Origin of the sequence: Streptomyces sp. NBC_00669 (assembly GCF_036226785.1) — a bacterium.
In the GTDB taxonomy this organism is placed as follows: domain Bacteria; phylum Actinomycetota; class Actinomycetes; order Streptomycetales; family Streptomycetaceae; genus Actinacidiphila.
In genome coordinates, this window is record NZ_CP109018.1 from 9,251,845 (window position 1) to 9,275,701 (window position 23,857).

The 23,857-nt window shown below is 74.0% G+C and carries 24 protein-coding genes; 8 read left to right on the plus strand and 16 right to left on the minus strand.

Going from position 1 to position 23,857, the window contains the following annotated elements:
• Positions 1-186: 186 nt before the first annotated feature.
• Together ureG and OG896_RS38800 are read left to right on the plus strand one after the other, a co-directional pair.
• Positions 187-870: an urease accessory protein UreG gene (ureG, locus tag OG896_RS38795; RefSeq protein WP_329373062.1), complete on the plus strand. Its 684-nt coding sequence runs from the start codon at positions 187-189 to the stop codon at positions 868-870.
• 104 nt (positions 871-974) lie between these two features.
• Entirely contained in the window at positions 975-1,718 is a 744-nt protein-coding gene (locus OG896_RS38800) for an urease accessory protein UreD (RefSeq protein ID WP_329374562.1), read from the plus strand.
• A 60-nt stretch (positions 1,719-1,778) separates the two neighbouring features.
• On the opposite strand, the gene OG896_RS38805 is transcribed toward OG896_RS38800, so the two are convergent.
• Both OG896_RS38805 and OG896_RS38810 read right to left on the minus strand, forming a co-directional pair.
• Positions 1,779-2,354: a YbaK/EbsC family protein gene (locus OG896_RS38805; RefSeq protein ID WP_329373064.1), complete on the minus strand. Its 576-nt coding sequence runs from the start codon at positions 2,352-2,354 to the stop codon at positions 1,779-1,781.
• Positions 2,355-2,411: 57 nt separating this feature from the next.
• The gene (locus OG896_RS38810) at positions 2,412-3,242 is read right to left on the minus strand and encodes a TIGR02452 family protein (RefSeq protein WP_329373066.1); all 831 of its coding nucleotides are present in this window, start codon (positions 3,240-3,242) and stop codon (positions 2,412-2,414) included.
• Between the two features lie 187 nt (positions 3,243-3,429).
• Here OG896_RS38810 and OG896_RS38815 point away from each other — a divergent pair, with 187 nt between their 5' ends.
• Positions 3,430-4,203, plus strand: a complete 774-nt coding sequence (locus OG896_RS38815; RefSeq protein WP_329373068.1) for a DUF1707 SHOCT-like domain-containing protein — start codon at positions 3,430-3,432, stop codon at positions 4,201-4,203.
• Positions 4,204-4,353: 150 nt separating this feature from the next.
• On the opposite strand, the gene OG896_RS38820 is transcribed toward OG896_RS38815, so the two are convergent.
• A complete protein-coding gene (locus tag OG896_RS38820; protein WP_329373070.1) occupies positions 4,354-5,397 on the minus strand; it encodes an NAD-dependent epimerase/dehydratase family protein in 1,044 nt (347 codons plus the stop codon).
• Positions 5,398-5,974: 577 nt separating this feature from the next.
• Here OG896_RS38820 and OG896_RS38825 point away from each other — a divergent pair.
• Complete coding sequence (locus OG896_RS38825; protein WP_329373072.1) at positions 5,975-7,564, plus strand: TROVE domain-containing protein; 1,590 nt, start codon at positions 5,975-5,977, stop codon at positions 7,562-7,564.
• Between the two features lie 309 nt (positions 7,565-7,873).
• On the opposite strand, the gene OG896_RS38830 is transcribed toward OG896_RS38825, so the two are convergent.
• The 6 genes from OG896_RS38830 to OG896_RS38855 all read right to left on the minus strand — a co-directional run bounded on the left by OG896_RS38830 (position 7,874) and on the right by OG896_RS38855 (position 14,261).
• Positions 7,874-8,860, minus strand: a complete 987-nt coding sequence (locus OG896_RS38830) for a hypothetical protein (protein ID WP_329373074.1) — start codon at positions 8,858-8,860, stop codon at positions 7,874-7,876.
• Positions 8,861-8,878: 18 nt separating this feature from the next.
• Positions 8,879-9,859, minus strand: a complete 981-nt coding sequence (locus OG896_RS38835; RefSeq protein WP_329373076.1) for a cytochrome c oxidase assembly protein — start codon at positions 9,857-9,859, stop codon at positions 8,879-8,881.
• Between the two features lie 132 nt (positions 9,860-9,991).
• Entirely contained in the window at positions 9,992-11,017 is a 1,026-nt protein-coding gene (locus OG896_RS38840) for a 6-phosphofructokinase (RefSeq protein ID WP_328459880.1), read from the minus strand.
• A gap of 199 nt (positions 11,018-11,216) precedes the next feature.
• Positions 11,217-11,945, minus strand: a complete 729-nt coding sequence (locus OG896_RS38845; protein WP_329373079.1) for a type 1 glutamine amidotransferase — start codon at positions 11,943-11,945, stop codon at positions 11,217-11,219.
• Positions 11,946-12,031: 86 nt separating this feature from the next.
• Positions 12,032-13,270 (minus strand): Mur ligase family protein, encoded by a 1,239-nt coding sequence (locus OG896_RS38850; protein WP_328459876.1) that lies wholly within the window; start codon positions 13,268-13,270, stop codon positions 12,032-12,034.
• Between the two features lie 343 nt (positions 13,271-13,613).
• Positions 13,614-14,261: a TetR family transcriptional regulator gene (locus OG896_RS38855; protein WP_328459874.1), complete on the minus strand. Its 648-nt coding sequence runs from the start codon at positions 14,259-14,261 to the stop codon at positions 13,614-13,616.
• 207 nt (positions 14,262-14,468) lie between these two features.
• Here OG896_RS38855 and OG896_RS38860 point away from each other — a divergent pair, with 207 nt between their 5' ends.
• Positions 14,469-15,701: an acyl-CoA dehydrogenase family protein gene (locus OG896_RS38860; protein ID WP_329373081.1), complete on the plus strand. Its 1,233-nt coding sequence runs from the start codon at positions 14,469-14,471 to the stop codon at positions 15,699-15,701.
• Positions 15,702-15,847: 146 nt separating this feature from the next.
• Here OG896_RS38860 and OG896_RS38865 read toward each other — a convergent pair whose 3' ends face one another.
• The gene (locus OG896_RS38865) at positions 15,848-15,988 is read right to left on the minus strand and encodes a hypothetical protein (RefSeq protein WP_328459869.1); all 141 of its coding nucleotides are present in this window, start codon (positions 15,986-15,988) and stop codon (positions 15,848-15,850) included.
• A gap of 163 nt (positions 15,989-16,151) precedes the next feature.
• Here OG896_RS38865 and OG896_RS38870 point away from each other — a divergent pair, with 163 nt between their 5' ends.
• A complete protein-coding gene (locus OG896_RS38870) occupies positions 16,152-16,280 on the plus strand; it encodes a hypothetical protein (RefSeq protein ID WP_328459867.1) in 129 nt (42 codons plus the stop codon).
• Between the two features lie 107 nt (positions 16,281-16,387).
• Positions 16,388-17,008: a winged helix-turn-helix domain-containing protein gene (locus OG896_RS38875; protein ID WP_329373084.1), complete on the plus strand. Its 621-nt coding sequence runs from the start codon at positions 16,388-16,390 to the stop codon at positions 17,006-17,008.
• Positions 17,009-17,089: 81 nt separating this feature from the next.
• Here OG896_RS38875 and OG896_RS38880 read toward each other — a convergent pair whose 3' ends face one another.
• Positions 17,090-17,554, minus strand: coding sequence for a universal stress protein (locus tag OG896_RS38880; protein ID WP_328459863.1), 465 nt, complete (start codon positions 17,552-17,554; stop codon positions 17,090-17,092).
• 222 nt (positions 17,555-17,776) lie between these two features.
• Between OG896_RS38880 and OG896_RS38885 the strand changes: the two genes are divergently transcribed.
• Positions 17,777-18,391: an SRPBCC family protein gene (locus tag OG896_RS38885; protein WP_329373087.1), complete on the plus strand. Its 615-nt coding sequence runs from the start codon at positions 17,777-17,779 to the stop codon at positions 18,389-18,391.
• A 97-nt stretch (positions 18,392-18,488) separates the two neighbouring features.
• Here the strand turns inward: OG896_RS38885 and OG896_RS38890 are convergent, their stop codons facing one another.
• The 5 genes from OG896_RS38890 to glsA all read right to left on the minus strand — a co-directional run bounded on the left by OG896_RS38890 (position 18,489) and on the right by glsA (position 23,797).
• Positions 18,489-19,733, minus strand: a complete 1,245-nt coding sequence (locus tag OG896_RS38890; protein WP_329373089.1) for an MAB_1171c family putative transporter — start codon at positions 19,731-19,733, stop codon at positions 18,489-18,491.
• Positions 19,726-20,286 (minus strand): ParH-like protein, encoded by a 561-nt coding sequence (locus tag OG896_RS38895; RefSeq protein ID WP_329373091.1) that lies wholly within the window; start codon positions 20,284-20,286, stop codon positions 19,726-19,728. The genes OG896_RS38890 and OG896_RS38895 overlap by 8 nt, the downstream gene beginning before the upstream one ends.
• A 266-nt stretch (positions 20,287-20,552) precedes the next feature.
• Positions 20,553-20,987 (minus strand): XRE family transcriptional regulator, encoded by a 435-nt coding sequence (locus OG896_RS38900; protein WP_328459855.1) that lies wholly within the window; start codon positions 20,985-20,987, stop codon positions 20,553-20,555.
• 131 nt (positions 20,988-21,118) lie between these two features.
• The gene (locus tag OG896_RS38905) at positions 21,119-22,216 is read right to left on the minus strand and encodes a baeRF3 domain-containing protein (RefSeq protein ID WP_329374564.1); all 1,098 of its coding nucleotides are present in this window, start codon (positions 22,214-22,216) and stop codon (positions 21,119-21,121) included.
• A gap of 195 nt (positions 22,217-22,411) precedes the next feature.
• Entirely contained in the window at positions 22,412-23,797 is a 1,386-nt protein-coding gene (glsA, locus tag OG896_RS38910; RefSeq protein ID WP_329373093.1) for a glutaminase A, read from the minus strand.
• Positions 23,798-23,857: the final 60 nt, after the last annotated feature.

Sequence of the window (23,857 nt, forward strand, 5' to 3'; positions counted from 1 at the left end):
CGACGGTGAGGGGTGCCGGGTCCGCACGGGCTGCCCGGTGCCGCGGGTACCCGGACCTTTCGCCGGCGGGTGGCTGGTCGCGCGGTTCCCCGCGCTCCCGCGTCGCCGCACCGCGGGGGCGGATGGGTGTGCGGTGGTGCTCGTTCCTCTCGGGGCGGGCCGTTGACGAGTGGAGAAGAGGTCGGCATGCACGTGGATCATCCTGAGGTGTTTCCCGAGCGGTATACGGCGTCGGTGGAGGCGGGAGCGGGGGAGCGGGCGCTGCGGGTGGGGTTCGGGGGGCCGGTGGGGTCGGGGAAGACGGCGACCGTGGCGGCGTTGTGCCGGGCACTGCGCGACTTCGTGGCGATCGGGGTGGTGACGAACGACATCTACACCCGGGAGGACGCGGAGTTCCTGGTGCGGGAGGCGGTGCTGCCCGCCGAGCGCATCGTGGCGGTGGAGACGGGGGCGTGTCCGCACACCGCGATCAGGGACGACATCTCGGCGAACCTTGAGGCGGTCGAGGAGTTGGAGGAGGCGGTCGGCCCACTGGATCTGGTGCTGGTGGAGTCGGGCGGCGACAACCTGACGGCGACCTTCTCGCGCGGCCTGGTGGACGCGCAGGTGTTCGTGATCGACGTGGCGGGCGGGGACGACATCCCCAGGAAGGGCGGTCCGGGGTTGACCACCGCCGACCTGCTGGTGGTGAACAAGACGGACCTGGCCCCGTACGTCGGCGCGGACCTGGAGCGGATGGCGGCCGACGCGGCGGCTCAACGCGGGGAACTGCCGGTGGTGTTCACCTCCGTGAAGAAGCCCGGCGGCGTGGACCCGATCGCCGCGTGGGTCGGCGAGCGCCTGGCCGCGTGGGCGGCGGTCCGTACGTGACGGCGGCGCCGACGGCGGTGGCGGACACGGCGGATTCGGCAGCCCCGGCGGACACGGCCGGCACCACGGATACGGCCGCGCGCGGAGTGACCGCCGTCGCGCGGATGCGGGCGGTGCCGGACGGGCGCGGCGGCACCGTGCTGCCGCTGCTGGCCGGGGACGGGCCGCTGGCGCTGCGCAGGACCGGGCCGCCCGGGGGAACCGGCGCCCACGTCACCGTGGTGGGGGCGATGACGGCTCCGCTCGGCGGCGACCGGCTGCGGATCGAGGCCGAGGCGGCGGCGGGCGCGCGGCTGACCGTCGGCGCGTCGGCGGCCACCGTGTCGCTGCCCGGCCGGGGCGGCGAACAGGCCCGCTACGACGTACGGCTCACGGTCGGCGCGGGCGCCGAACTGCGCTGGCTGCCGGAGCCGTTGATCGCCGCCCGCGGCAGCGACCTGACGATGACCACCCGGGCCCGACTCGCCCCGGGCGCCCGGCTGGTGCTGCGGGAGGAACAGGTCCTCGGCCGCCACGACGAGCCGAGCGGCCGCCTCGCCACCCGCCTCACCGTCGAGTACGAAGGGCGCCCGCTGCTCGACCAGGAACTGTCCTTCGGCCCAGGCACCGCACCCGGATGGGACGGCCCCGCCGTGCTCGGCGGCCACCGCGCGGTCGGCCAACTCCTCCTGGTGGCACCGGACCTGGGCGACCACGCGGCCGAACTCGCCGATGTGCCGGCGGAGTACGGCCGCGCCGCCCTCACCGCGCTGGCCGGACCCGCCCTGCTCGTCACCGCGATCGCCCCGGACGGCCGGCACCTGCGCACCCTGCTCGACGGCTACCTGCGGCGGTTCAGCGCCACGTGAACGCCAGTCGAGCCCCGGTCGACCGCCGGCGGACCGTAGCCGCGCCGCGCGTCGCGACCGTCAGCCCGCGGCGGGCTGCTCGGCCGCCGGCTCCCCCGCGATCGGCTCGGTACGCGGCGCGGCCACCCGGACGTAGTCCTTCGTGCTCAGCGCCAGCGAGCGGTCCAGCCGGGCCGCGTTGAAGTAGATCTCGTCGTGGACCAACAGCCCGGGATCGACGACCAGTTCGAGCTTCTCGTCGAAGGAGAACGGCAGCACGGTGCCGCTCACGCTCCCGGCCAGCCGCTCGGCGATGTCCCGCGACGCGAACGACACGTACGTGCCCGACAGCAGCGCCTTCACCGCGCCGAGGTCCACCCGCCGGTCGCCCGGCACCACGGCGAGGACGTAACGCGTCACCTTCTTGCCCACCTTGACCATCACCACGATGCACTTCGCCGCCTGCGCAAGGGAGTTGCCGCGCAGCGCGCTCACCACCTCGGTGGCGCCCTCCGGTTCGTGGTCGATGGTGCGGTACTGCGCGCCCTGCTCGTCCAGCAGCGCGATCAACCGGTCGTAGGTCTCGTGGGTTTCGTGGGTCCCGGACCCGTCGCCCGCCTCGTGGGTGTCCTGCCGCTGCGTGTCCTGCTCGCTCATGTCCCCGCTCGCTGTGCTCGTGATGGTGGTGCTCGTGATGGTGGTGCGGGCGCGTCGTCACGCGAACTCGGCCGTGAACGCCGCCCGGGTGGGGGAGTCCTCGCGCCGGTCCAGCACGGCGAAGACCGCCTCGTCGACGGAGTCGGCGAACCGCCCGCCCGGACCGAGCAGCGCCGCGAAGGCACCGGCGACCACGGCCGGGTCGTTCCGGAACACCCCGCAGCCCCACGCCCCGAGCACCAGACGCCGGTAGCCGTTCGCGACGGCCACCTCCAGCACCCGCTCGGCACGTGCCGCCAGCGCCGGCCCGACCTCCCGCACCCGCTCGGGCATCGTACGCGCGATCACGCCCGCGTTCGGCGCGGGGCAGGTGAGGAAACCCGCGAGGTACGGCCGGGCGAGCAGCGCGCCCGAGTCGGCGCGGAAGACCGGCACACCGGGGGAGTGGATGACCCGGTCGCTGTAGAAGGTGTCGCGGACCTCGCGGTGGTGGGCGTAGAACTCCGGGGCGCGCAGCAGGCAGTGGTACAGCGCGGAGGCGCGGCACAGCGCCTCCTCCTGCGCCTGGGCGCCGTTGACGTAGCCGCCGCCGGGGTTGCGGGCGGACGCGAAGTTGAGCACCGCGACCGCGCCGCCGCCCTCGGCCACCAGCCGCCGGGCCGCCTGGGTGCTGCCCTCCGACGTGACCGTGCAGCCGGTGCCGGTGCCGGTGCCGCGGGCCGTCGTGTCCGGCACCTCGACCGGCTCGGGCCCGTACATCCTGGTGCCGTCGGCGGCCCGCGCCACCGGCTCGGCCAGGTCCACCCATCGGCCGTCCGGCCCGGGGTAACCGCCCTCGGTCACGATCCGTTCGTTCTCGTGGGCGATGTTCCGCAGTCGTGCGCTCATGCCCCGGCACGGTACGGTCAAAGCCCGCTCCCGCGCGATCCGTTATCGGGTGTCCCGGGACCAGGGCGAGGACGCGGGGGGCGAGCGTTTCGGCCGTCACGCGATACGGCGGGCCGCCGCCTTGCACCCCCCGCAAGACGCGATATAGCGTGAGTGGTGTTCCGTTCCGTCCCCCAGGAGGTCCCTCGTGTCCGAACGGTCGCCACGGCAGTCGCACGGGTCGGACGGTGCGGCTGACGACGCGCACCTGCGGGTCTCGGACGACGAGCGGGACCACACGGCCGCCCTGCTCGGCGACGCGCTGGCCGCCGGCCGGATCGACGTCGGCGAGCACGCCGAGCGGCTGGAGGCGGTGTACGCCGCGCGCACCCGCGGCGAACTCGTCCCGATCACCGCGGACCTGCCCGCCCTCACGCCCGGCGTGTCCCCGACCGAACCCGGCGACAGCGCGCCCATCGAGGCGCTGTTCGCCAAGGTGCGGCGCTCGGGGCCGTGGCCCGTGCCGCCGTACACCGTCGCCCGCGCCCGCTTCGGCGCGATCGTGATCGACCTGCGGCAGGCGATGTTCACCCGCCGTGAGGTGGTGATCGAGGCCGGGTCGTTCTTCGGCAAGGTCGAGATCCTGGTCCCGGACAACGCCAACGTCTACGACACCGGGTCGGCGCTGTTCGGGAAGCGGTCCCAGGTCGGGAGCCGCGAGGGCAAGGAGGACGACGGTCCGGTGGTGCGGATCACCGGGCGCTCGGTGTTCGGCCATGTCCGGGTGATGCGCGGCTCGAAGTGGGCCTGGTGGATCGGCCACCAGATGGGCGGTCACGTGGAGGAGCGCATGGAGCACATGACCCGGCACATGGAGGCGCGGATGGAGCACATGAGCCGCCATATGGAGCGTATGGGGAACATGGGCCGCCACATGGACGGTCGGAGGGGTCGTGGCAGCGGCCGCGACCGCGACGCGTGAGCGCCTGAACCCGTGAGCGCCTGAACGTGCGGCCGCCGGTGCCCCGGGTGTCCCGGGCCACCGGCCAAGGCGGAGGGCCCACCCGCCGCACAGCCTCGCCGCCGCACCACACGACCGCGCCCCACCGACCCCCGCCGCTGACCTACGCGCTCAACTCCGCTGCGCCAGCCAGGCGTTCTCCGCCGCGTAGTCGAACCACTCGTCGCCCTCGTCCGACAGCCGTGCGGGCAGCGGGAACCGCTCCTTCCAGTCGTGCTCCTCCAGCTCCCGCGCGAGCCAGGCCACCGTCTCCGGCAGCGAGTCCTCGTACGTGGTGACGGCGCGGTAGCCCAACTCCCGTTCTGCGGCGGACATGTCCAGCACCATCGGGTGCGGCAGCCCCCACGGGTGGTTGCCCACGGTCGGCGCCGGAGGCGGGCCGTCGACGAGCACCGTCTCGGTGGTACGGCCCAGCACCGCGTCGATCGCGGCACCGATCTCCGCGACCGTCGGCACCCGCGGGTCGCCCGCGTTCAGCACCCGGGAGCCGGGCGTGCGCGCGGCCAGCCGGACCAGCTCGGCGATGTTCGACGCGTGCACCGGGTGGAAGCGGCTACTGCCCTCGTACGGCAGCACCCGCACCGTGCGCCCGTCCAACGCCCGCTTCACGAAGTACAGTTCGCGCGGCAGCGGGCTGTGGGTGCCGTGGATCGCGCCGGCCCGCAGCAGCGTGCTGGGCAGTTCGCCGCCGGCCGCGAGCAGCGTCTGCTCCAGCTCCACCTTGCGGGTGCCGTACGTCGCCGGACCGGCGTCGACCGTCGTCCACGTCTCGGGCAGCGGCACCGGATAGCGCGGCGAGCCGTCCGGCTCGTCCTGGGTGTCGAAGCTGCGGTCCTGCTCGTCCTTGTACACGGCGGCGCTGGAGATCACCACCGCCGACCCGATCCGGTCGGCGAGGGAGAGCAACTGCCGTGCGTGGTGCGCGTCGTAGGCGACGCAGTCCAGCAGCACGTCGCAACCGTCACCCAGCGCGGCGGCCAGCGCGGCCGTGTCGGCGCGGTCCACCCGGACCGTGCGGACACCGGGCGGCCACCCCGTGTCGGTGCCGCCGCCGCGCGAGGCCGCCGTCACCTGCCAGCCGTCCGAGGCGAGCGCCTGTACCGCCTGCCGGCCGATCTGCCCTGATGCTCCGAGGACGAACGCAGTTCCTGTCATGCCGCGACGCTACGGCCGCCGGGCTCGGGCGGACCAGGGCGTTTCGCCGTGCGCGGATTCGCCCTCGGCGCAACCCGCCCGCACAGGCCCGCACCGGCCCGCGCCCGCTCGCGCCCGCACGCGACGCACCGGCAGGCGTCCGGTCGGATGCCCGCCCCGGCATCGCCCTGGCATCCGCCCCGGCATCGGCCCCGGCATCCGGCCCGCATCCGCGCCGGCGTCCAGGCCGTCACCCGGTCGCGCGCCGTGGAAATCGCGGTGCGCCGGCCCGCTGGGCTGCCTACAGTGGAAAGCGCCGCGAAGCGCAGCACGGGCATACTTCCGCTCATAACGGGGAGGTCGCGGGTTCGACTCCCGCCCGGCCCACCATCCAGGGCCGGTAGCTCAGTGGCAGAGCACCACAGAACGCCCGTGCGACAGGAACTCGCGGCACCCGTCCGGGTCCACCCGCCGGTCCGGCGTACGCCCCCCACCCGCACCGCCCTCGGCGGCTTCGTGCTGCCCGGCCGCGGTCGCCCCGGGGACCGTCACGACATCACGACACCATGCGATGACACCACGTCAGGAGACGCGCACCATGAGCAAGTTCGCCGCGCGCCGCCGCGCGCCCACCGGCCCGGTGGCCACCACCGGCCGCACCCGCACGCACGAAGGCGGCGCCGGCTTCACCCGGGACGCCAAGAGCGACCTCTTCCTCCTCGCTGCGGCCAACATGGTCGGCGAGGACAGCTTCTACGAGTCCGCGGGCGACCGCGACGACCGCTTCCGCCGGCTGGTCCATGCCGCCACCAGGACCGACCCCGACTGGGTGGCTCGCTTCGTGCCCTACCTGCGCCGGGAGTTGAACATGCGCTCGGCCGCGGTCGTGGTCGCCGCCGAGTCCGCGCTGGCCCGCCGGGCCGGCACCGACGTCGAACCGACCGTGTCCGTACGGACCTTGGTCGACTCCGCGCTGCTGCGCGCCGACGAGCCCGCCGAGTTCCTCGCGTACTGGAAGGCCCGCACCGGCAAGGTCACCCTGCCCGGCGGTGTGCAGCGCGGTCTCGCCGACGCCGTCGCCCGCCTCTACACCGAGCGGACCGCCCTGAAGTACGACGGGGTGGCCGCGGCCTGGCGGATGGCCGACGTGGTGGCGCTCGCCAAGCCGCGCCCGGCCGGCCCCTGGCAGGCCGACCTGTTCGACTACCTCGCCGACCGGCGCTGGAAGCGCGACAGCGTCCGGGTCACGGACCGGTTGCCGGTGCTCACCGCCTACCGGGCGGCCATGGCGATGCCGGTGGCCGAGCGGCGCGCGTACTTCCTCGCGGACCCGGCGCGGCTGGGGGCGGCCGGGATGACGTGGGAGCAGCTCTCCTCGCTCGGCGCGATGGACGCCGCCGCCTGGACCGCGATCCTGCCGCGGATGGGGCTGATGGCGCTCACCCGCAACCTGCGCAACCTCGACGAGGCCGGTGTGCCCGACCACGTCGCCGAGCAGGTCGCGGCGCGGCTCGCCGACCCCGTGCAGGTGCGTCGCTCCCGGCAGTTCCCGTACCGCTTCCTGTCCGCGTACCGCACCGCGCCGTCGCTGCGGTGGGGCCCGGCGCTGGAGCGGGCGCTGCTCGCCTCGACCGCGAACGTGCCGGCGCTGCCCGGCCGCACGCTGGTGCTGGTCGACACGTCGGCGTCGATGCGGCAGCCGGTCGCGGAACGCAGCCTGGTCCGGCACGTGGACGTGGGCGCGCTGTTCGCGGTCGCGCTCGCCGCGCGGGGTTGCGAGGTCGACCTGGCCGGTTTCGCCACCGGCGTGTTCGGCCACCGGCTGCGGCGCGGAGGCAGCGTGTTGCGGCAGGCCGAGGAGTTCTGCGCGCGGGTCGGCGAGGTCGGGCACGGCACCGAGACGGTCACCGCGCTCAAGACCGCGTACCGGCGGCACGACCGGGTGGTGCTCTTCTCGGACATGCAGGCGTTCGCCCATCCCGGCACCGGCGCGTGCGGCGTGACCGTGTCGACGGCGGTGCCCGCCGCGGTGCCCGTGTTCGGCGTGAACACCGCGGGGTACGCCCCCGCGGCGCTGGACACGGCGACGCCGAACCGGTACGAGATCGGGGGGTTCTCGGACAAGCTGTTCACGATGGTCGACCTGCTCAGCCGCAGCCGCGACGCCACGTGGCCGTGGGAGCGGTAAGGAGGGCCCTGACCCGCCCGGGTGTCCCGTTCCGCCGGTTCAGGGGCCACCTGTCCGTGCGGGCTGGTCGCGCAGTTCCCCGCGCCCCTGTGCAGGTGCGGCTCCCTCCGCGGGTGGACGCCGAGTCGGGAGGGGCAGGGGTGCCTTCTCCTGCGGGTCGGGGGCCACCTGTCCGTGTGGGCTGGTCGCGCAGTTCCCCGCGCCCCTGTGCAGGTGCGGCTCCCTCCGCGGGTGGACGCCGAGTCGGGAGGGGCAGGGGTGCCTTGGTTCGTGGGCGGTGCGGCGGGGCGTGAGGATGGCGGCGGCCGGCTACCGCTCCCGGTCCGCCGCCTGCCCCTGCCCGTCCCCGTCCCCGAGGCGAGCGGTCCGCCCGGGGTCGGGCGCCGCCATGTCCGCCGCGTCCGCGTCGTAGTGCTCGAACCACGGCAGTCCCGCCGAGGCGTAGGCCGCCCGGTCCACCGGCGAGGCGGGCGCCGGCTCCCCGGTGATCCGCCGCCATTGCGCCGCCGTCGCCAGATGCACGAACACTCGGCCGGAGGGCTCGCGTTCCCAGTCGTCCAGCGGCCGCGGGTCCCGGTAGACCTCCTGCCGCATCCGGCCGCCCGCGCCCAGGCCCGGCGCGGTCACGGCAGGCCCCGCCGGCTCGCCGGGCCCGGCCTCCGCCGCGAGCGGCACCCCCGGCGCGGGCCCGAACCGGCCCGGCCGCGCCCCGCCGACCTCGCCCCACCCCGCCACATCGCGCCCGCGCACCGCTCGCGCCCGCTGCGCCGCCTGCCATCGTGCCCGCACCCGGGCCCGTAGCTCGAAGACCTGCAACTGCACGCCGACCCAGTCCTCCGAGGCGGGTCCGCGGGGCGCCGTGACCGTCCCCGGCTCCGGCGGCACCGCGACGAGCTGGCGGATCGTGCCCCGCCCGGAGTTGATCCCGTCCAGCCACGGCTGGCGCGGCAGCACCACGTAGTTCTGCGGGTCCTGCGCCAGCTGGTCGCTCCACGGCCGCCCCGACACCGCGCACAGCTGGCCCACCCCCACCTGGAGGGCGACCGGCGCCGACGCGGAGAAACTCAGCCACACCGCCTCGCGCTGGAAGACCGGCAGCAGCACCCCGCCGTGGCCGAGCCACTGGTCAGGCGCCTGATCCGGGTAGTCCGCGACCCACCGCAGCGGGAAGCCGCCGAGCCCCGGCGGCAGTGGATGGGTACCGGTCTCCGGCAGCCGCAGCGTCCGCATGAACCGTACGGTGGCCCCGCCGGGCAGCTCGAGCGCCCCCTCCGAGACCCGCACCTGTCCGCCCATCCACGGGCCCCCCTTCGGTCAACCGCGACTGCGCGCCTGCAGTGACGCCAGGTAGGCGTTGTACGCGACGAGCTCCGCATCCCCGTTGCGGTCGGCGGCCCGGTCGGTGCGGCGCGCCTGCCGTTTCTCGGAGGTGTACCACTGGAACAGCAGGGCCACCAGCACGACCACCGACGGGATCTCGCTGAACGCCCAGGCGATACCACCAGCGGCGGTCTGGTCGCTGAGCGGGTGCACGCCCAGCGAGGCCGGCGGGTGCTTGAAGGTGGTGACCATCGGCTGGCTCGCCATCATCAGCGCGATCCCGAAGAACGCGTGGAACGGCATCCCCGCGAACAGCTCCAGCATCCGCATCACATAGCCCGGCCGATGCGGCCCGGGGTCGACACCCATGATCGGCCAGAAGAACACCAGGCCGACCGCGAGGAAGTGCACCATCATCGCGATGTGCCCGGCCTGGCTGCGCATCAGGCTGTCGAAGATCGGCGTGAAGTACAGCCCGTACAGGCTCGCCACGAACAGCGGGATGGTGAACGCCGGGTGGGTGACCACCCGCATCAGGCGGCTGTGCAGCAGCTTCACCAGCAGCTCGCGCGGGCCGGTGCGGCCGTTCCCGGCGGTCGGCAGCGCCCGCAGCGCCAGGGTCACCGGCGCGCCCAGCAGCAGCAGGATCGGCGAGAGCATGCTGAGCACCATGTGCTGCACCATGTGCACGCTGAACATCGCCATGCCGTAGTCGTTGAGCTTGGTGCACATCGTGAGGCCGACGGTCAGCACGCCGACCACGAAGGAGATCGTGCGGCTGGGTGCCCACCGGTCGCCGCGCGCCCGCAGCCGGATCACCCCCCAGCCGTACAGCGCGAGCAGCACCACGCACAGCACCAGGAAGAACGGGTCACCGCCGAAGGCCAGCCCGCGGCCGAGCGTGAACGGCGGAAGGTCCGCGTCCATGCCCGGCATTCCCGGCATGGCCAGCAAGGCCGAACCGCCGTGATCCATCTGTCACTCCTTCACCCGATGTGCCCGCACCAGACTAGAACCGCCCCCGGTCGTCGATCCGACCGGGGGCGTCAACAGCGGGTCGCGGCGGGCGGCCGCGGCGTGCTCAGGAGGACAGGCGGGGCGTACGGCTCACAGCACGCACTCGGCCTCGGTGTACCGCTCGGCCGGCACCGTCTTGAGGTGCTCGACCGCCTCCGACAGCGGCACCAGGTTGATGTCGGTGCCGCGCAGCGCCGTCATCATGCCGAACCGGCCGTGGTGCACCGCTTCCACCGCGTGCCAGCCGAAGCGGGTGGCGAGCACCCGGTCGTACGCCGTGGGGGTGCCACCGCGCTGCACGTGGCCGAGGATCACCGGGCGCGCCTCCTTGCCCAGCCGCTCCTCCAGCTCCACCGAGAGCTGGTTGGCCACACCGGTGAACCGCTCGTGTCCGTAGACGTCGGTCGCGCCGGAGGTGAAGTCCATCGTGCCCTCGCGGGGCTTGGCGCCCTCGGAGACCACCACGATCGCGAACTTCTTGCCCGCCTCGAACCGCTTGCCGACCACGTCGGTCAGCTCCTGCACGTCGAACGGCCGCTCCGGCACCACGATCGCGTGCGCGCCGGCCGCCATGCCCGAGTGCAGCGCGATCCACCCGGTGTGCCGGCCCATGACCTCCACGATCAGCACCCGCTGGTGCGACTCCGCGGTGGTCTTCAGCCGGTCCAGCGCCTCGGTGGCGACGGTCACGGCGGTGTCGAAGCCGAAGGTGACGTCGGTGGAGGAGATGTCGTTGTCGATCGTCTTCGGCACGCCCACGATCGGCAGGCCCGCGTCCGACAGCAGCCGGGCCGCCTTGAGGGTGCCCTCACCACCTATCGGGATGATCGCGTCCAGGCCGAGGTCGGCGACATGGCCGCGGGCCTGCTCCACCCCGCCGCGCAGATGCGCCGGCTGCACCCGGGACGAGCCCAGGATGGTGCCGCCGCGGGCCAGGATGCCGCTGACGGCGTCGAGGTCGAGCTTGCGGTAGTCGCATTCGAGCAGGCCCTTCCACCCGTCGTGGAAGCCGATGACCTCGTCACCGTGGTCGACCACGGCGCGGTGCACCACGGACCGGATGACGGCGTTCAGCCCGGGGCAGTCGCCGCCGCTGGTCAGGACACCAATACGCATCGCTCGCTACTCCTGCAACTCAACCGGACGGCCGGACCCCGTCGTCCGGATGGATCGGGCCCAGCTTACCGATCGCGCCGTCCACGCCTCCACGGCGACCGCACTTCGGACACCTGACGATTACCCCAACAGCAGGTCACCTCCGCACAGCGTGACGGTGCCGGACCGCTGCCGGCTCCGGCACCGCCCGCGGTACGGGTCAGGCGGGTTGCACGGCCGCGGCGATCCGCTCCTCGCGGAGCGCGTCGTACCACTGGTCGTCGACCGGCGGCAGCGCGTTGACGTCCAGCGCCAGCTTGATCAGCAGATCGGCGATGTGCGGGTTGCGGGCCATCACCGGGCCGTGCATGTACGTGCCGAACACCGTGTCGTTGAACGCCCCTTCGGTGCCGTCGCCGGTGCCGTTGCCGCGGCCGACCCGGGTGCGGGCGAACGGGCGGGCGGCCGGGCCGAGGTGCGTGACGCCCTGGTGGTTCTCGAACCCGGTCAGCGGCGGCAGCCCCAACTGCGGGTCGATGTCCGCCAGCACGTCGCCGACGCAGCGCTCGCCCTCGCCACGCGTGCTCACCACGTCCAGCAGTCCCAGGCCCGCCTCGGGCCGGCCCAGGTCGTTGACGAACTCGTGGCCGAGGATCTGGTAGCCCGCGCACACCGAGAAGACGATCGCGCCGTTGGCCACCGCCCGGTTCAGCCCGCCGTCACGGCGCAGCCGCTCGGCCGCCAGCCGCTGCGGGCGGTCCTCGCCCCCGCCGATCAGGTAGATGTCGCCGGAGGTCGGGATCGGCTGGTCGGAGCGGACGTCGACCCGGGTGACCGGCACCCGGCGCTGCTGCGCGCGCCGCTCCACCACCAGCGCGTTGCCCTGGTCGCCGTAGGTGCTGAGCAGGTCGGGGTAGACCCACACCAGGCGCAGGCTGGAATCACTCATGCGTGCTTCTCCTCGGGTCCGTCGGGATCGGGCCTGGGGCCGGGCCTGCGGCGACCACGGGTCGTCCGCGGGGCCCGCCTGCCCGTTCAGTTTCCGACCTTGCGGCGCAGGTCCTGGAACGCGGTGTAGTTGGCGATCGCCTCGATCCGGCCGGGCGGCGCGTTGCGCACCGCCTCGTCCAGGTCGGCGCAGACCCGGAACTGCAGTCCGGCCACCTCCAGCCGCACCGCCAGGTCCAGCCGGCGGTCACCGAGCACCATGATCGGGTGCCCGGCCAGCCGGGTGTAGTCCACGTCCCACAGCCAGGAGGTGTCGGTGCCGTCGGCGCCGCGCGCGTTCACCGACAGGATCACCGGCGCCGGCGGCTGGTCGATCAGCGAGAACGTCTCCAGCCAGCCCGCCGGGTTCTTCGCCAGCAGCAGCCGCACCTGGCGCTGCTGGTAGGTGACCACGTCGTAGCGCCCGGCGACCGCCTGCACCTTGTACATCCGCTCCAGCGCGACCTTGGGGTCGATGCCGAAGGCCGCGGCGACCGCGGTGGACACCGCCGCGTTGGACTTGTTGGCGCGGCCGGGCAGCTGGAGGTGGATCGGCCACGCGACGCCGTACGGATCGACCACGTGGTCGCCGGACAGCCCCCACGTCGGGGTCGGGCGGCGGAAACCGCACTCGGAGCAGAACCAGTCGTCGGAGGGGCGCTGGAGCACCCCGCCGCAGGACGGGCACGACCAGGCGTCGTCCTTCCACTCCTGGCCGGCGGCCACCCACACCACGGTCGGGCTCGACGACGCGGCCCACACGATCAGCGGGTCGTCGGCGTTGGCGACGACGATCGCCTCGGAACCGGCCAGCCCCTCGCGCCACTTCTCGGCGAGCATCCGGGTCTCGGCGGCCCGGTCCAGCTGGTCCCGGGAGAGGTTGAGCAGCGCGATCGCCTTCGGGGTGGTGTCCCGCGCCACGCCCGCGAGGTACTTCTCGTCCACCTCGATCACGCCGAACCTGGCGTCGGAGCCGCCGGCCAGCGCCGACGTGATGCCGGCGGGCATGTTCGCGCCCAGCGCGTTCGAGACCACGGGGCCGCCCGCGCGCAGCGCCTCGGCGAGCAACCGGGTCGTCGTGGTCTTGCCGTTGGTGGCCGACACCAGTACGACGTCCAGGTGGCGGGCGAGGCGCGCGAGCAGGTCGGGGTCGAACCTCAGCGCGACCTTGCCGCCGATCACCGATCCACTGCCCTTGCCTGCGGCGCGGGAGACCGCCGCCGCGGCCCTGCCCGCCGTCACGGCGAGCTTCGCCCGCGGCGTCAGCGGCTCAGAGTTGCCTGCCATCGTGGGTGCTTCCTCCTCGACTTCGGCCGAGCTGGCCAGGCCCAGCCTATCGACTTCCGGATGGGGGAGACGACCGCCGCGACGGTCGACGCCGCAGCCCGGCCACGGGCCGGCGGGGGCAGGCCACGGACGGCGTGCACCCGTAAGTGGGCGCTGAGGGCGCCTCCCAGGCGAAGCGCTGAGGGCGGAACTGCGCGCTGACCCACCACCGCGAGGTGGCCCCTGGACGGACGGGACCGGGCGGCCCGGGGGGTCAGGGGTGCGAGGAACCGCGCGCTGACCCACCACCGCGAGGTGGCCCCTGGACGGACGGGACCGGGCGGCCCGGGGGGTCAGCGGCGCCCTACAGTCCGCGGCTGCCGGCGCGGTCACCCGCGAGGGTGAGCCGACCCCACAGCAAATCCGCCAGGGTCCGCACGAGTTCGTCCCGGGAGCAGGGCCGCTCGCCCAGCCACCAGTCGCCGGCGGCGTACATCATCCCGACGATCCCGTGCCCCCACACGCGCGCGACCTGCCGGGTGTCGGGCCCGAGGTCGAGCCGCTCGGCGATCACGTCGCCGAGGTCCTCGCCCATCCGCCGCAGCAGCGGCACCTGGTGGCGGCCGACGTCGAACCCCTTCTCTCCGTCGGCCGCGGGCGTCTCCGCCGGGTGCATGAGGAACCGGTAGACCTGCGGCCGGGTCTCGATCGCGGACAGGTACGCGTGCAAGGTCGCCTCGACCCGGTCGCGACGGTCCCCGGGGGAGTCCAGCGCGGTGCGCAGCGTCGCCAGCAGCGCGTCGGTGTGCCGCTTGGCCAGTGCCCGGTACAGCCCGGACTTGTCACCGAAGTGCCGGTAGAGGATCGGCTTGGTGATGCCCGCCTCCGCGGCGATCGCGTTCATCGACGCCTCGGGGCCCTCGCGCAGCACCACGCGTTCGGCGGCCTCCAGCAGTTCGGTACGGCGGCGCTCGGTGGCGGTCCGCTGATCCTGCCGATGCCCGGTGTCCACCGTGCGCCTCCCGGTCGTTCGCCGCGCTCGTGTGTCACCGGGCGCCATGGGTCAACTGCTCGTCTGCACTGCTCGTGTACTGCAGCTTTATGCGCGCAACGTAACACCCCCGGGGCACTCCACGGCTCGGCGCTCGGTGAGTTGACATTCCCTACCGCACGGTAACAGACTGCTGTTACCGCAAGTAACCAGTACGTGGAGGGGACCATGGGCGACTTCACGCTCGAACTCAACGACGAACAGCAGTCCGTGCGCGAATGGATTCACGGTTTCGCCGCCGACGTGATGCGCCCGGCCGCCGCCGAGTGGGACGAGCGCGAGGAGACGCCCTGGCCCATCATCCAGGAGGCCGCCAAGATAGGGCTGTACTCGCTGGATTTCTACGCCCAGCAGTTCTTCGACCCGACCGGCCTGGGCATCCCCATGACCATGGAGGAGCTGTTCTGGGGTGACGCGGGCATCGCGCTGTCCATCGTCGGCACCGGCCTGGCCGCCGTCGGCGTGCTCGCCAACGGCACCGAGGAGCAGATCGGCACCTGGGTGCCGCAGATGTACGGCGACGCCGCCGACGTGAAGGTGGCCGCCTTCTGCTCCTCCGAGCCGGACGCCGGCTCCGACGTCGGCTCGATGCGCACCCGCGCGGTCTACGACCAGGCCACCGACGAGTGGGTGCTCAACGGCACCAAGACCTGGGCCACCAACGGCGGCATCGCCAACGTGCACGTGGTGGTGGCCGTGGTCGACCCGGAACTCGGCACCAAGGGCCACGCCTCCTTCATCGTGCCGCCCGGCACCCCCGGCCTGTCCCAGGGGCAGAAGTTCAAGAAGCACGGCATCCGCGCCTCGCACACCGCCGAGGTCGTACTGGAGGACGTCCGCGTGCCCGGCGACTGCCTGCTCGGCGGCAAGGAGAAGCTCGACGAGCGGCTGGCCCGCGCCCGTCAGCGGGCGAAGTCCGGCGACGGTGCGGAGAGGGTGAAGAACGCGGCGATGGCCACGTTCGAGGCGTCCCGCCCGGCGGTCGGCGCGATGGCGGTCGGCACCGCGCGCGCTGCCTACGACTACGCCCTCGAATACGCCAAGACCCGCGAGCAGTTCGGCCGCCCGATCATCGACAACCAGGGCGTCGCCTTCCAACTCGCCGATATGCGCACGCAGATCGACGCGGCGCGGCTGCTGGTGTGGCGGGCGTCCTGGATGGCCACCGCCGGCCGCCCGTTCACCTCGGCGGAGGGCTCCATGTCCAAGCTGTTCGCCAGCGAGACCGCGAAGAAGGTCACGGCGCAGGCGATCCAGATCCTCGGGGGCAACGGCTACACCCGGGAGTACCCGGTGGAGCGGATGCACCGGGACAGCGCGATCTACACGATTTTCGAGGGGACCAGCGAGATCCAGCGGCTCGTCATAGCCCGCACGCTGGCCGGGGTGCCGATCCGCTGAGGGTGGCCCGTCCTGTGGCTACCCGGACCTTGCGGTCGGTGGGTGGCTGGTCGCGCAGTTCCCCGCGCCCCTGAATCAGGCACTGCTCTTCCGCGGGAGAGCAGCTGCTTCCAAGGGGCCCGGGCGAACTGTCGCGCCGTACTTCCTCAGTCGCGGTAGCCGCGGAGGAGGAACCAGCCCAGGAACGCGGCGCCGACGACCGACACCACGATGAACGTGCGCATCACCGGCCCGGGTCCGGGGGACTGGTTGACCGCCAGGGTGGTGAGCACGTGGTGGATCTGCATGGCGACTCCTTCAGCTCGACGCCTCAGCGTAGCCCCGGGCGGTGCCGCGACCGCCGAGTGGGGTGCGGACGGCGGGGCGTGGCGCCGGGAGCGTGACCGCGGACACGTCGCGGACCCTGCCGGACCCTCACACCGGGGGCGCGGGGTCTGGTTCAATAGGGGCATGGCCAGCATCACTGACCCCGGGACAGGTCGCGACGACCTCGAGCCCTTCTGGCCGTCCCGGCAGGAGCACCACTTCGACCGCTGGTGTTGCCGCGCGATCCCCGCGCGGAACCACGTCGCCCGCTGACCTCGCACCGCTTCCGGCCCCAGCGCCGGTTGCCGTCGGCACCAGCACGTTTCCGGTCCCGCGCACGACGGAGTCCTCCCGACCCATCGCGCGAAAGAGCCGAAACCATGTCGAACGTCTCGCACATCCCGTCCGCACCCGCCGCCGTACCCGCGCCGCCCGCCGCCCGGCAGCGGCTGCGCGCGGTGCGGCCCGACGAGGTCCCGCCCGCCCCCGACTTCCTTCCGCCCGGCGCCACTTGGCTGCCCGCGCCCGGGCATGTGCTGCCCGCGGTGGCCGGTGGTGCCCCGATGGTCGGCTACCTGGTGCTGGTCCCGGCCGACCGGGCCCGCGCCGATCAGCCGGTGCCGGCCGCCGACCCGTACCAGTACGCCGTCGAGCCGGTCGTCGAGACCGTGGTGGAGCAGCAGCGGGGCGGGCCGGCGCTGCCCGTCGCGCCGGTGCTCATAGACGGCGAGCGCCGCACCGCCGCCGTCGACGGCCGCCCGCTGGACCTGACCTACCTGGAGTTCGAGTTGCTCGCCCACCTGGTCGCGCACCCGCACCGGGTGCACTCCCGCGACCAGCTGGTCACCACCGTGTGGGGATACGGCCACGTCGGGGACGGCCGCACCGTGGACGTCCACATCGCCCGGCTGCGGCGGAAGTTGGGCGCCGAGCACCGCGGCAGCATCGTGACCGTCCGCCGGGTCGGCTACAAGTACGCGCCCGCCCAGGCCGCCCGCTGAGGGAGGCCGAGGGGGCGGACCGGGCATGCCGGTCGGGTCCCGGTCGCACGCCCGCGTGCGACCGGGACCATGGCGAGGGGGCTACGGCACGACCGTGACCGGCCAGCGGCCGGACTTCACCAGGCGCACCGCGACCGAGCCGACCAGCCGGTGCCCGGCCCGCTCCGAGGCGCCGACCACGACCGCGTCGGCGGTGAGCTGGTCGGCAGCCATCGCCAGGCCGTTGTAGGGGTCGCCGCGGAAGGTGTGGAACTCCCAGCGCACCGTGAAGGTCCCGCGCATCCGCTCCACCGAGTCGCGGATGTCGGCGAGGAGCTGCTCCGCGATCCCGGTGTCCGCCTCCGACACCGGCACGCCGAGCGCGGCGCCGCCGGCGATGTAGGGCTGCACATACACGAGTGCGAGCAGGGCGTGCTGCCGGCGGGCCAGACCACCGGCGTACGCCGCGGCCCGCCAGGAGGAATCCGAGCCGTCGAGCCCGGCGACGATCACTTTCGGTCCGTCGGTGCCGCGCTCGAAACGTGCCGGCAACTTCTGCTCTTCCACCAGGTCAGGCTATCGGTCCTCGGCACCGCTTGATCACCCCCGTGCACGCAGCGTTCTCACTCGATTGGTCCCATTGCCACGACATGGGCGGTTTTGCGGGGCACGCTGTGGAAGAGGAGTGAAGCAGGCGACCGCCCGTCCGGCGCACGAACCGTCCATCGGTCCGCGCCCGCGCACGGCAGCCGCCCACGCCGCTACCGGGGAGGTTTTGCGATGCCTTGCGTGTCCACGAACGTGTTCGTGCGGCGTACACCGACGGAGGTCTTCGACTTTCTCGCCGACGCCCGCAACCTCGCCCTGTGGAGCTCGGGGGTGTCCTCGGTCGCGTCGGCGTACGTACAGCCGGGGGTCAACGCGGTCTACCGCTACCGCTTCCCGGGCCGGCGCCGGTTCCACCGGCTGGTCTGCGCCGACTTCGAGCCCGGTCGCCGGATAGCGTTCCGCGGTCAGCGGATGTGGGGCCCGCTGGGCACCCAGGTCCCGCTCTACGGCTTCGACCTGCTGCCGCACGCCGACGGCACGCTGGTGCGGCTGTCGGTGACCAGCTCGCTGAGTGCGGGGCTCGCCCTGTTCGCGCCCCTGGTGGCGATGGCGTGGCGGCGCGACCTGCCCGCCGACGGTCTGAAGTTCCGGGACCTGCTGGGCGAGGACCGCCCCGCCGCCGAGGCGCTGCCCACGGCCGCGGCCGGAGCGGGTGCGGCCGGAGCGGGCGCGGAGGGCGGTGCGGGCGCCGGGGCCGAGGCGGCCGCCGACGCGCAGGCCGACGACGCCTCTGTGCCGGCCGCGACCCCCATGCGGACCGCGCCGACCCCCCGTGGATTCGACTACGCTCATTGAGTGTTAAACTAAGTTTGTGATCGGGAGCGCCTGACGTGCGCGCCGGATCACCTCGTGACTGCCCCGGCCTGGTCCCCCCGTCCCGGCCGGGGCGCTTTCATGTCCGGCGTTCCACCGGCCGGCCCGCCGCCGTCAGCGCCGTGAACGCCTGCGCGACCACCATCAGCCAGGCCACGTCCCCGTCGATGGTCCCGGTGCGCGGCAGGGCGGCCGCCGTCAACGCCGCCCGCCGCGGCGGCGGTTGGAGCCCCGCGCGGCGCGCCTCCACGGCCGCCGCCAGCGCCGCCGCCTCGGTCACCGCGTCCGACGACGCACAGCCGGGCGGCAGCGCCGCCACCGCGGCCGGACCCGACACGGCAGGCGCCCCGGCCGCGCCCCGCTCAGCCAGCCAGGCCCGGACGTCGGCCGGATAGTAAGGCCGCAGCGACAGCCGGCCGTCGTGGATCTCGATCACCCGCCGGTACAGCGCGAACTGCATGTCCCGCAGCGCCGGCTTCCCGGTGCGGCGCCGACCCGCCTTCGACGGCCGCAGCGCGATCCCCGGGTGCGCCTCGTACAGCGCCGACCACAGCGGCTCCAGCGCCCGGTACGCACGCGCGGCGCGCACCAGCCGCACCGGCGCGGCCAGCACCCGGCGCCACGTGGTGGCGGTCGCCCCGCCCACCGCGAGCAGCACGCAGGCCACCGCGAGCGCCGCCGACCCGAAGTCCTCCGCGGTGTCCTGCCGGCCCCAGCGCAGGACGTGCGCGGCGTCCGGGAGCAGCAGCAGCGTCCACAGCGCCCCGACCGCGCCGCTCGCCTGCATCAGCCGCAGCCCGGTGCGCAGCGCGCTGGGCGGCATCCGGCGGGCGTGGCGGCCCAGCAGCGTGGTGAACAGCGCCAGGCAGCGCAGCGAGTACACCACGAACAGCAGGTCGTAGCCGGCCAGCAGCCAGCGGTCCGAGGTGCCGTCCACGAACCCGGTGCCGCCCTGGTCGCGCAGGCCCGCCGGGAGGAAGAGCGCGGCCATGGCGACGGCCGTGGCCAGCGCCTGCCAGGTCAGCCGCCGCTGCGTGCCGTGTCCCGGCTCGCCCAGCGCCCGGGCGATCAGCGCCAGCGCGGTCAGCGCGCACATCTTCAGCTCGGCGCCGAGCAGCACCCCCGCCCGCGGCAGTGGCGCGAACCGGTCCAGCGCCGCCACCGAGGCCGGCGCCAGCACCAGCAGCGCCGCGCCCATCGACATCGCGAACCAGCCGATGTACCGCATCGCGGGGTCGGGCTCGCCGCGCCGGGCGACCACCATCCGGTAGCAGGCGAACGCGATCAGCAGGCCGCCTGCGCCGTACGTCCCGGTGTCAACCACGCGCCCCGCCCCGGGCGGGCGGCGCGCCGAACATCGACCCCAGCCGGCGCTGCTGGCCCTCCGCGAGCTGCGGCGTGTCCGCCTCGCGCGCGACGCGCGAGCAGATCAGCGACGCCAGTAACTCCGCCTCGTGCTCCTGCGGCTCGCTGTAGACGGTCCGGCCCAGCACCCGGCGGACCAGGGCGTCGGGCAGGTGGGGGAGCAGCGCCCGCGACCCCGGCGGGACATCGCGGCCCCCGGCCCCGGGGACGGGCTCGACCCGGTCGTGCCCGCACACCAGGTGAGCCGCCTCGTGCAGCAGGATGTGCCGCTGGTGCAGCGTGCTGGTGTCCGTGGCGTAGACGATGCAGTCGGCCTGGTCGGTGACCATCAGCAGCCCGCACGGCAGGTTCGGCAACGCGTCGACCGGGATCAGCTCGATCGGCCGGCCGCGCCGCGCGGCGAGCCGGGCGATCAGCGCCAGCTCGTCGAACGGTCTGGGCAGCACGGTGTCGCCCATGGCCTGCCGGTACTTGTCCCACAGCACGCCGTGTGTGGTTGCCCGCGCTCTCACGTGCATCACCCCCATCGCCACCGGCGACCGCCGCTCGCGCGACGCCGATGCCCGACGCCGCGCACTGACCGGAACTCCGGGACCCCCGGCGCCGGTGCCGGGACCCCCGCGTCCCGGCACCGAACGGTCCCGCCTGTCCGGAACCCTGCTTCCCTCGGGTCCCGTCTCGCTCGGTTTCCTTCGAACCCCTGTTGCCTCGGGCCCCGGAACCCCCGCGTCCCGGACCCCGCCCGCCGCACTCCCTGACGATGCGGAACGGCCCCGCGCTACGGCGAGTTCCGCTCGGCCTCGCGTTTGGCGATCAGATCGATCATGTCGCTGATGGTGCCCATGCCTTCCGGCGAGAGGTTCACCGCCCGCAGGGCGACACTGCGCACTCCGGCGTCCCGCAGGGCGCCGAGCAGCTCCAGTTCGGCGGCGATCCGCGCGCCCTGCTCGTCGTCGAAGAAGTACGCGACCGGAATCTGGAAGAACTGCGCGAGCGCCTCCAGATGGCGCTTGGTCGGATTGGTCCGCCGCCCGGTGCGCAACTGCCACAGGTAGGTGGTCGAGAAGCTCTCCCCGGTCGCCTCCCGGCAGGCCCGCGCGACTTCCTCGTGGGTGTACGCCTCGCGGTCCGGCCTGCGCACCACGCGGAAGAGCGCGTCGATCTTCTCCGCCAGGGTCGCCGCCCCGGGCGCCGCCCCGTCCCCGTCAACCATGTGTTGATTCCACCGCCCCCGCCGTGAACCGGAACCTCATCGTATAGGTGTGGAGCGGCAGTTGGCACTGCCGAGCGGACTCCTTCCGGAGCCGTGGGACCGGCACCCGTCGGCGCCCGCGCCCGGCTCGGTCAGTACCGCAGTACCGCCGCGATGTGACCGGAGTCCGCGAGGTGCCCGTCGGGGACGAACCGCACCCGCGCCCCGGTGTCCAGCGCCTGCTCGGCGATCTCGTCCACGATGTCGTCGCGCGCGCCGTGCTCCTCCGCAGCGGCCGGCACCAGGTGCTCACCGTCGTCCCTGACCGTGGTCCGGTAGCCGTCCTCGATCGCCACCAGCGAGGCGCGGCCCTCGGTCACCGACTGCCACACCTCGTCCACGCCGCCGGCGAACTCCTTGCGGCCGCGGGCCCGGTCCAGGTCGTCCAGCACGGCCGCCACCGCCCGCTCGTCGCGCTCCCGGTCGGCGTCGGCGACCGCCCTGGCCAGCGCCTCGCCCGGGCCCTGGGCCAGACCGCCGTGGCCGACGTGCGCCACCGCGTCCCTGGCCACCGGCCCGACCTCGTCCAGCGCGCTGATCGCCTCCGGCTCGCCGACCAGGTACAGCGGCCGCGGGTCGGCCGCCTGCGCCGCCGCCACGGCCTCGGTGACCTCCCGCAGGAAGACCCGGGTGTCCTCGTCGTTGAAGATGCTCGGGGTGTCCCCGATCCGCTCCTGCCGCTCCGGGTCGAAGTCGATCGGGGCCCGCCGCACCGGGAAGGGCCCCTTCTCCTGCCGCGGCGTGTGCTGCCGCCCGCCGCTCCACATCGTGGCCACGTCCGCGGACAGCGCCAGCACCCGGAACGGCTGGTTCGCCGCGTAGGCCGCCACCAGGTTGCGGGTCAGGAACGTCTGCGCCAGCAGCACCCGCTCCGGCACCGACCGCTCCAGCGACCACACGTGGTGCTCGCCGGGCGCGGCGAAGATCGCCAGCCCCTCCTCCGCGTACACCAGGTCCACCTCGGCCAGCGCCTGGTCGAGCTGGCCGATCACGTCGATCCGGTCCGCCCTGGCCACCTCCGGGTCGCTGTGCACCGCGTTCTTCGCCTCCTCCAGGAGGTTGCGCAGCCGTACGGCGTCCTGCGCGTTGTCCGGCTCGCGCCGGTGGGTGGGCAGCAGCACCGAGACCGCCGGGTACTTGCGGGGCCGGCGCAGTTCGGCGAGCGCGGCAGGAGTCAGCGGCTGGTGCATGGAGGGCATGGGCGGACCTTTCCGGCGGCTGGCGAAGACGCGGGCGGCGACGGAGCGCGTGGGACGCGCGCGGGGCCGGAGCGGGCGGACGCGTACGGCTGGGGGCGTGCGGTCGCGCCGTCAGCCGCGGACGCGGCCCCCGAACCGTCTGGTCGTCTTGCGGTTGTCTTCCACTTCTGTCCTTTCCTGGATATATCAATCAGTCGACTTCCGCAGCCCAGCGGACTCGCCGACCAGCCCGTCCTCGGCCCAGGCCACCGCGTCCGCCCGGCTCCCGCGCACCTCCGCGCCCGTCGTCAGCTCGCCGTGCCCGTACGGCTCCGCGCCGGTCACCACGCACACCCGGTGCCCGGCGGCGGTGACCCGCGCCAGCGCCGCCGTCAGCATCGTCCGGGCCGTCGGCCGTACCCACATCACCTCGGCGAGGTCCAGCACCAGCCACCCCGGGCGGTCCGGCGCCACCGACGCCAGCGCGTACAGCACCCGCTCCACCGCCGTGAAGTCCAGCTCGCCGCGCGCGGCCACCAGCGCGATCCGCCGCGCCTCGCGCGCCAGCAGCTCCCGCTCCTGCGGCGGGCGGTCCGCGGCGGGGGGCCAGTGCTCCGCCGTCGTGCACGCCGTGACCGTGGCCGGGCCCGGCGCGGGCGGTTGCATCAGGTGCAGCCCGAGCCGCCGGGACACCTCGCGCAGCGCCGCCACCGCCCGCACCGGGCTGCCGGTGGGGTCCAGCGGCGGGCTGTAGCAGGCGAGCCCGAACCGGCCCGGACTCGCCGCCGCCAGCCCGCCCGACACGCCGCTCTTGGCCGGCAGCCCGACCCGTACCAGCCAGTCGCCGGCCGCGTCGTACATCCCGCAGGTCGCCATCACCGCCAGCACCTGCACCGCGACCCGCTCGGGCACCACGGTCCTTCCGGTCACCGGGTTGACGCCGCCGGTGGCCAGCGTCGCCGCCATCACGGCCAGGTCCACGGTGTTCACCCGGACCGCGCACTGCCGGAAGTACGTCTCCACCGCGGCGCGCGGCTCGGTGCGCAGCGAGCCGGCGGCGTGCATCAGGTAGGCCAGGGCGCGGTTGCGGTCGCCGGTCGCGGACTCCGAGCGGTACACCTCCTCGTCGACCTCCAGCCGGTGCCCGGCGAACGCGCTCAGGCCCTCCAGTACCCGCGCGAACCGCTCCTCCGGGCTGTCCGCCGGGACCAGGTCGGTGGTCGCGATCGCACCCGCGTTGATCATCGGGTTCGCCGGGCGCCCGGTGCCGCGCTCCAGGCTGATCGCGTTGAACGCGTCGCCGCTCGGCTCGTTGCCCACCCAGCGGTGGATCTCGTCGAGCCCCAGCTCCGCGAGCGCCAGCGCGTACACGAAGGGCTTGGCGACCGACTGGATCGAGAACGGCACCTGGGAGCGCCCGGCCTGGTAGCGGTGTCCGTCCATGCTCACCAGCGCCAGCCCGAAGTCGTTCGGATCGGCGAGCGCGAGCTTGGGGATGTACGACGCGACCTCGCCGTCCGTGACCGGCAGGAACTGCCCGTGCACCTCGGCGAGACCCGCGCTGATCACGTCGAACGGAGCCGTGTCGACCATGCGTCCATGCTTGGCGCGGCGTGGGCGGTCCGCAACGCGGGAGAGCGGGCACCGGGGGAG

Coding starts and splice junctions, on each gene's coding strand:
- OG896_RS38905 (WP_329374564.1), bottom strand. CDS start 22,216: ATGCACCAGCCGCTGACTCCTGCCGCGCTCGCCGAACTGCGCCGGCCC.
- OG896_RS38820 (WP_329373070.1), bottom strand. CDS start 5,397: ATGACAGGAACTGCGTTCGTCCTCGGAGCATCAGGGCAGATCGGCCGG.
- OG896_RS38835 (WP_329373076.1), bottom strand. CDS start 9,859: ATGGATCACGGCGGTTCGGCCTTGCTGGCCATGCCGGGAATGCCGGGC.
- OG896_RS38800 (WP_329374562.1), top strand. CDS start 975: ATGCGGGCGGTGCCGGACGGGCGCGGCGGCACCGTGCTGCCGCTGCTG.
- OG896_RS38840 (WP_328459880.1), bottom strand. CDS start 11,017: ATGCGTATTGGTGTCCTGACCAGCGGCGGCGACTGCCCCGGGCTGAAC.
- OG896_RS38825 (WP_329373072.1), top strand. CDS start 5,975: ATGAGCAAGTTCGCCGCGCGCCGCCGCGCGCCCACCGGCCCGGTGGCC.
- OG896_RS38810 (WP_329373066.1), bottom strand. CDS start 3,242: ATGAGCGCACGACTGCGGAACATCGCCCACGAGAACGAACGGATCGTG.
- OG896_RS38900 (WP_328459855.1), bottom strand. CDS start 20,987: ATGGTTGACGGGGACGGGGCGGCGCCCGGGGCGGCGACCCTGGCGGAG.
- OG896_RS38865 (WP_328459869.1), bottom strand. CDS start 15,988: ATGCAGATCCACCACGTGCTCACCACCCTGGCGGTCAACCAGTCCCCC.
- OG896_RS38850 (WP_328459876.1), bottom strand. CDS start 13,270: ATGGCAGGCAACTCTGAGCCGCTGACGCCGCGGGCGAAGCTCGCCGTG.
- OG896_RS38805 (WP_329373064.1), bottom strand. CDS start 2,354: ATGAGCGAGCAGGACACGCAGCGGCAGGACACCCACGAGGCGGGCGAC.
- OG896_RS38870 (WP_328459867.1), top strand. CDS start 16,152: ATGGCCAGCATCACTGACCCCGGGACAGGTCGCGACGACCTCGAGCCC.
- OG896_RS38845 (WP_329373079.1), bottom strand. CDS start 11,945: ATGAGTGATTCCAGCCTGCGCCTGGTGTGGGTCTACCCCGACCTGCTC.
- OG896_RS38875 (WP_329373084.1), top strand. CDS start 16,388: ATGTCGAACGTCTCGCACATCCCGTCCGCACCCGCCGCCGTACCCGCG.
- OG896_RS38860 (WP_329373081.1), top strand. CDS start 14,469: ATGGGCGACTTCACGCTCGAACTCAACGACGAACAGCAGTCCGTGCGC.
- glsA (WP_329373093.1), bottom strand. CDS start 23,797: ATGGTCGACACGGCTCCGTTCGACGTGATCAGCGCGGGTCTCGCCGAG.
- ureG (WP_329373062.1), top strand. CDS start 187: ATGCACGTGGATCATCCTGAGGTGTTTCCCGAGCGGTATACGGCGTCG.
- OG896_RS38830 (WP_329373074.1), bottom strand. CDS start 8,860: ATGGGCGGACAGGTGCGGGTCTCGGAGGGGGCGCTCGAGCTGCCCGGC.